The sequence below is a fragment of the Bilifractor sp. LCP21S3_A7 genome, from assembly GCF_052118825.1.
Classification (GTDB): domain Bacteria; phylum Bacillota; class Clostridia; order Lachnospirales; family Lachnospiraceae; genus Bilifractor.
In genome coordinates, this window is sequence record NZ_JBQKGL010000017.1 from 38,586 (window position 1) to 45,199 (window position 6,614).

Annotated in this window: 5 protein-coding genes; 2 read left to right on the top strand and 3 right to left on the bottom strand. The window is 51.8% G+C overall.

Going from position 1 to position 6,614, the window contains the following annotated elements; translation table 11 throughout:
• Positions 1 to 204: 204 nt before the first annotated feature.
• Complete coding sequence (locus ACTQ1O_RS13110; RefSeq protein WP_441487641.1) at positions 205 to 1,191, bottom strand: NAD(P)-dependent oxidoreductase; 987 nt, start codon at positions 1,189 to 1,191, stop codon at positions 205 to 207.
• A gap of 752 nt (positions 1,192 to 1,943) precedes the next feature.
• Here ACTQ1O_RS13110 and ACTQ1O_RS13115 point away from each other — a divergent pair.
• On the top strand, positions 1,944 to 2,342 hold the full coding sequence (locus ACTQ1O_RS13115; RefSeq protein WP_441100486.1) for a 4Fe-4S dicluster domain-containing protein: 399 nt from the start codon (positions 1,944 to 1,946) through the stop codon (positions 2,340 to 2,342).
• Positions 2,343 to 2,673: 331 nt separating this feature from the next.
• Entirely contained in the window at positions 2,674 to 3,720 is a 1,047-nt protein-coding gene (locus ACTQ1O_RS13120; protein ID WP_441487642.1) for a bifunctional hydroxymethylpyrimidine kinase/phosphomethylpyrimidine kinase, read from the top strand.
• Between the two features lie 177 nt (positions 3,721 to 3,897).
• Here ACTQ1O_RS13120 and mgtE read toward each other — a convergent pair whose 3' ends face one another.
• Together mgtE and ACTQ1O_RS13130 are read right to left on the bottom strand one after the other, a co-directional pair.
• On the bottom strand, positions 3,898 to 5,262 hold the full coding sequence (mgtE, locus tag ACTQ1O_RS13125) for a magnesium transporter (RefSeq protein WP_441487645.1): 1,365 nt from the start codon (positions 5,260 to 5,262) through the stop codon (positions 3,898 to 3,900).
• A 490-nt stretch (positions 5,263 to 5,752) separates the two neighbouring features.
• On the bottom strand, positions 5,753 to 6,614 hold an 862-nt coding region (locus ACTQ1O_RS13130), incomplete at its 5' end, for an Hsp70 family protein (RefSeq protein ID WP_441487643.1).

A 6,614-nucleotide genomic window follows, 5' to 3' on the forward strand; every position in this document is an offset into this window, starting at 1 on the left:
GAAGTACCCGGCTGTCTGCCGACGATACTTCCTTGTATCACAGATGTCTCTGACTTTTATTTATGGGAAAATCATAGCAACCTTTTTGCAGTATGACAATACCCGCGGTCCGGTATTTTTTTAACAGAAATCAGTTAGGTTATCGGCCCGCGGTTTTTCTGAAGAGCAGAAATTCCATGACTTAACGTTATCCGTGGACAGCGATCACACGGCTCGCGCCGGTCTTCCGCCTTCTTCGACAGTTTTGATATCCTCCAGCACCATCGTCATGCTGCGGGCAAAGGAAGCGCCGGTGATTCCGCCGATGTGCGGACTGAAAATAATCCTTCGCGAAATCTCCCGCGGCTGTTCGAGCAGCACATGATCCTTCTGCACCGGCTCGCAGTCGAGGGTATCCAGTCCGGCCATTGCCAGCTTTCCGGATGCCAGGGCGTGAATCAGCGCATCATCCTCCACAAGCTCTCCCCTGGATGTATTCACGAAATATGATCCCTCCTTCATCTTGTGGAAGAAATCAAAGTCCGCCATGTATTCCGTTTCGGGCGTAACGGGAAGGTGCAGACTGACAATATCGCTCTGTTCCAGCAATCTGTCCAGCGGCAGATATTGCACGCCGTACTCCTTCTCCCTCTCTGCCGAGAGGGGATGTCTTTTATAATAGAAAATATCACGCGTTCCGTAAGCCTTCAGAAGATGTGCGGTACGCCTGGCAATATTTCCGAATCCCACCAGCCCGACCGTGCAGTCAGACAGCTCCCTCAGCGATCCTGACCGGATATATCCGCCTTTTACCTGAATCTGCCGTCCGTCCCGGACCGCCTGGTCTCCGTTCACCACATCCCGCAGCATCCCAACCATCAGAAGAACCGTCTGCTCCGCTACCGCGGAAGCATTCATTCCCTGACTGCTGCAGACATAGATCCCGCGATCAGCAGCCGCCTCTGTGTCGATCTGGTCATAAGCCACTCCCTCAGAGTGAATCATCCGAAGATTCGGCATCCCGGCGATCAGGTCACCGGATACCCTCGAGATGGCATCCGCTACAATGTAATCCGCATCCTTCGCCCGAGAAAGGTACTCGATATCCGTCAGCCCCCTCGGCATGTCTATGATCTCCAGCCTGGAGAGATACGGGTTTCCGGCTGCGTACTTCTCAATATTTCCCTTTTCCCCGATATGTAAAACCTTCATCAATAATTCCTTTCATATATCTACTGTATAAGTCCAGTCGCAATGTTCTTGGCCCACGGAGAGCTTGCTCACCAGTGAGCAAGAACATTAGCGACGACAACAGGTATGAGCATGGAGCGGTGCAAAGCAACGCTGGAATGCGAATATGCGCGGGCAGTGAGCCACGTCCGCTCACACAAAGTGTGAAGCGGTAGGGCGAACGCCGCGACAGACCGACGAAGTCGGTCACCTGTAGGATTGCGAGAGTGCGAAGCACGGAACAATCCGTAGCTTATACAGTGTGTAGTACAATGTATCTTTATCGTATATCCCTTCATTATCCCGACGCTGAGCTGCCGGAACTTGTACCTCCGCCGGTTGTTCCTCTGATACCCGTTCTTCCATGTCTGTTCTTCTGTCGATTTTTCTATTATGCACTTCTGTCATCAGAAGGTTCAAGACCAGAAGCGCCGAACAACAAGACAAAATCTATCTGGCATTACCTGCCCGCTGTGCAGATTCGTCATATTTTCAGGAAGCTCTTCTGATTTTTTTGTTGATTCGGTACAGAAAATTGCCTGATTCTGCCATTCCCGTATTGACGAAATATCCTGAATACGATAGATTAATACTATGAAAGTATGTTAAATATTGCACAATCTTTCGGTAATCTGAAACAGACTCAGAAGTGATGACTCTGGGTGTTTTTTTGCGGTATTCACCGCAAAAGGGAAATGCAGTACTATTTCTATTGACAAGGAGGATGTCAAGTTATGAAACGTCTGAAGGTTAACAAAGAAGCCGAGTGCATGAACTGCCTCACCTGCGTACAGGTATGCGCGAATACCTATTTCAAGAGCGACGATCTGGATCTTGCCGCTCTGCGGATCGAGACGGTAAACGAAGTATTCCCCTTCGAGACCAAACCGGTGACCTGTATTCAGTGCGGCAAGTGTGCCCGGAACTGCCCGCAGAACGCTATCACACAGAACAAATTCGGTGTTTACATGGTGAACAAGAAACTCTGCACAGGCTGCGGAACCTGCGTTGAGGTCTGCCCGATGCATGTGATGAGAAAGGATCCCGCAACCGAAAAGGCATTCAAATGCATTGCCTGCGGCAAGTGTGCGCAGGCCTGCCCGATGGACTGCCTGTTTATTGAAGAAAAATAAAAATGGTCCGGAGCGACAGACGCCCGGTGAAGGCACACCGCACAAGCGGGTCCTTTACCGGGCGTCTGTTGTATCAGTTCTTCGAAAACGCAGACAGGCTGCCTGCCGCGAAGCGCACGTAAGAGGCTGTATGCGAATACCTGTAGATTGCGGGAGTGCGCAGCACGGAGCAATCCGTAGCTTATACCGTTTGTGCCACGATGTAACATATGGTGGTTTACTGGGTGTGAAAAATTAGTGAGTACTGATTATATCTTTACTGATCCAATCTTATAAAATATAAGGATTGATGATTGAATTGATTGAGATGAAATTTGAAAGGGATGGCTCAATGATTAAGAAAACAGCCGCAATTAACGACCTCTCCGGCATGGGACGCTGTTCTCTGGTGGCGGATATTTCGGTTCTCTCCGCCATGGGAATTTCCGTGAATCCGGTACCAACCGCTGTACTGACGGCGCAGACCGAATACACGGGATACTACTCCAGAGACTGCACCGCGGACCTGCCGCATTATCTCTCACACTGGTCCTCGCTTCATGCCAGCTTCGACGGCATTCTGACCGGCTATCTGGCGGATTCCTCTCAGACCTCTTTCGTCAGGGATTTCCTGGAACAGTTCAAGACCGGGGAAACCACACTTCTGGTCGATCCCGTCATGGGAGATGACGGCTTCACCTACGCAAATTTTTCACCCAATCTGCTCTGCGACATGAAGGTTCTCGCCGAACAGGCCGATATCCTGACCCCAAACACCACAGAGCTCTGTCTTCTGACCGGCGCCGAACCCGCAGAACTTCTTTCCTCTCCTGCAGCGTCGCTTCTGGAACAGATCCGGGACCGGGCCCGTTCCCTTCTGAACAAGCCGGGAAAAACAATTCTCGTCACGGGTTTATCCGGGGAGCTCTGCAATCACACTATGTCTGAATCCCCGGGAGGTGATTCCACATTTCCCGTCTTGGGGCCGGATATGTCAGACCACTCTCTGTCGAAATCCCCGGGAAAAGGCTCTGGGAGATCCACAGACACCTTCCGGGTCATCTCCTCCGGCAGCAATGACTTACAGCCCGGCAATCACTCCGCTGACGGAACACAACCGAAGATCGGCAACCTGCTTGTGAACAACGAGGGAGAAGCTCTGTATCTCTTCCCGCACGAAAAAGGGCACTTTTCCGGAACCGGCGATCTTTTCGCCGCCATTGTCCTCGGCGGACGTCTCAACGGATGGAGCTGGGACAGAACCGTCAGGACTGCCGGAAACTTTCTGTCCGCCGGCGTTCACGACTCCATCGCAGCCGGCACTTCCTTCCTCGACGGAATTAATTATGAAAAGTATCTGCCGATGCTGATGCCGGACATATGCTCTGACATTCGCTGACGAAATATGCATGGCTCTCTCAGACTCCGGTCTTCGCGTCATTGGTTCAGAGGATGGGCAGCCATGACCTGACTGAAAATTCAGACGGACATACGCTATGACTGCAAATCCACACGGACATACACTATGGTTGGAAATTCAGACAGACATACGCTATGGCTGCAAATTCAGACGGACTCAGGCACCGAGGAGCAACGGAAGGGTGAGCCTTGCCAGTCCGAGGAAGATAAAGAATCCAAGAACATCGGTCGCTGTCGTCACGAAAATTGAGGACGCAACGGCCGGATCCGCATGGATTTTATCCAGCACAACAGGAACCAGGAAGCCGAAGACACCCGCGACGATCATATTCCCGATCATGGCGATGAACACAATCACTCCAAGATAGAAATTTCCATAGATCAACCAGACAATGACGCCTGTCACAAGACCATTGGCGGCACCGTTGATAATGCCAAGCAGTATTTCCTTAAAGAACCCTTTCATCGCCTCCGCGAACGTTATCTTGTTATGCGAGAGCTCACGGACCAGGACGGACATTGTCTGCGTACCGGCGTTGCCTCCCATTCCGGATACAATCGTCATGATCGCAGAAAGAGCGACAACCTTATTGATGGTGCTCTCGAATGCCTTTACCGTGAACGAAGCGAGAAATGCCGTCGCAAGGTTGACCAGGAGCCACGGAAGCCGGAAACGGATCGACTGCCCGAGGGAGGTCTTGAGGCTTTCCTCCGAGCTTACACCGGCCATCTGAAGCATATCCTCATCATGCTCCTGAATGATGACGTCGATGACATCATCTACGGTGATGATTCCGAGAAGCTGTTTCTTCGCGCTGACAACCGGAATTGCCTGCAGATCATATCGGGATACCAGCTTTGCGACTTCCTCCTGATCGACCTCAGGAGTGACATAGATCACATTGTCATGCATGATATCACGGATCAGCTTTGACCCGGGACTCGACAGGAGATCCCGCAGATCGACGGTTCCCGTCAGGCGATGTGTCCGGTCCGTCACGTAAATAATCTCGATAACCTCGGTCTTTGGCCCGATCTCATGAATCTTGTGAATGCCCTCGGATACCGTCAGATTCTCATTCAGAGCCAGGTAAGCCGTGGACATCAGGCCTCCGGCCGATTCCTCCGGATACTGGAGAAGGTTTGTGATAATCTTCCGGTCATCCGCCTTCATGAGGTTAAGAACCTCTTTTCTTCTGCCGGTAGGGAAATCTCCCAGCATATCTACGATATCATCCTTCTGCATATCCGCGAACATATCGAGAAGCGCGTGATTATCCAGAGTTTTCGCAAGACGAATCCGCATCTCATCGCTGGACTCCTCCATCAGCGCAGTTCTGTTCTCATCATTCAGAAGCTGCATGACCTTTGGAATTTCCTCGTCCTCGAGTGCTTCCACGATCTGTGCGAAGTCAATGGCTTCCATATCGCTGAAAATCTCATTCAGCTTCTTGCTGTCGCCATCCTTTATACACGCCTCGACCATTTCCTTCCGGTCTTCCAGCTCCTCTGTATTTATCATCTCATTCAATGAAATCACCTCCCGACGAAAGTTCTTCGAAAATGCAGACAGGATCACCGCAGGCGCAGGAATACACGTATGCGGAAACTTTGCTCACTTATCGTCGTTTTTTCGAACATACCGATAATATCATAATCCGCGGCGGGATGCCACCGCACGGTTCGATGAATCCGTTCTTTTTTGCACCATTAACATTCCTTCACCTCCTGTTAACAATCTCCGCTTCTCCCCAGGTCAGCTCCCTTTTGTACAAACGAGATAAAACACGCTGCGCGAGTTTTATCTCGCTATCGCGACGCTCGCCGCACACGAATACTTCGCATTCGGCTGCGGCTCACTGTTCGCGTAAATTCGAAAAGCGGCAGGAGACATTTCTGCCTTCCTGCCGCTTTCACAGATCTCTCTGCTATATCGTGATAATCTTCTCTTAATGATGTATCTTAATGTATCTCAGAAGCATTCCGGTCTGTGTAATTTACCGGTCCTGACATCAGACTTCCTTGTAGTCAGCGTCTACGACGTCATCGCCGCCGTTATTGCCTGCGCTGCTTCCGCCCTGGGCTCCGCCCTGCGGGCCTGCGCCTGCGCCCGGATTCGGGCCGCCCTGATTCTGCTGCATGTTCTCGTACATCTTCGTGAACAGAGCCTGTGAAGAATTCATCAGTTTCTCCTTCGCCGCCTTGATGTCCGTTACCTGCGCGTCGGTCAGGCTTCCGTCTGCCGGAGCCTTCGCGAGCAGGTCCTTCAGTGCGTTCAGGTCTGCCTCAACGCCGCTCTTCTGATCCGCCGGCACCTTGTCGCCGACTTCCTTCAGAGCCTTCTCTACCTGGAATACCGTCGAATCCGCTTCATTCTTCGTATCTACGGCATCCTTTCTCTTCTTGTCCTCAGCCTCGTACTGCGCTGCCTCTTTGACTGCCTTATCGATCTCCGCGTCGCTCATGCTCGATCCGGAAGTGATCGTGATGTGCTGCTCCTTACCCGTTCCAAGATCCTTGGCGGATACGTTTACAATGCCGTTCGCATCGATATCGAAGGTTACCTCGATCTGCGGAACGCCGCGCATTGCCGGCGGAATTCCGTCCAGACGGAACTGTCCGAGGGACTTGTTGTCTCTGGCGAACTTACGCTCACCCTGTACAACGTTGATATCCACTGCGGTCTGGTTGTCCGCTGCCGTGGAGAAGATCTGGCTCTTCTTCGTCGGAATTGTGGTGTTTCTCGGAATCAGCGGTGTCGCGATTCCTCCCATGGTCTCGATGGAAAGGGTCAGCGGTGTGACATCGAGCAGAAGCACGTCTCCGGCTCCAGCATCTCCGGCCAGCTTGCCTCCCTGAATCGATGCGCCGATT